Source organism: Burkholderia sp. A2 (assembly GCF_001729305.1).
Classification (GTDB): domain Bacteria; phylum Pseudomonadota; class Gammaproteobacteria; order Burkholderiales; family Burkholderiaceae; genus Burkholderia; species Burkholderia sola.
On sequence record NZ_LZXX01000043.1, the window covers coordinates 1861 to 2146 of the forward strand.

Below are 286 nucleotides of genomic sequence, written 5' to 3' on the forward strand. Positions count from 1 at the left end.
CGCGGCGAGCCGCTGCCGGCCGGCGCGATCCTGTTCTCGCCGTGGACGGACCTGGCCGGCACCGGCGACACGATGCGCAGCAACGACGGCCGCGACCCCATGTTCGCGGCCGCGGCGCTGCCGAAGGCCGCGAAGCTGTATCTCGGCGACGCGCCGGCGACGCATCCGTACGCGTCGCCGCTCCATGCGGACTTCGCGGGCTTGCCGCCGCTGCACATCCAGGTCGGCAGCACCGAAGTGCTGCTCGACGATTCGCGCCGCGTCGCCGACAAGGCGAAGGCGGCCG

At 74.1% G+C, this 286-nt stretch carries 1 protein-coding gene; it reads left to right on the plus strand.

Features of this window, described 5'->3' with window-relative positions; translation table 11 throughout:
- On the plus strand, positions 1-286 hold a 286-nt coding region (locus A9Z05_RS03560; protein ID WP_141723341.1), incomplete at both ends, for an alpha/beta hydrolase fold domain-containing protein.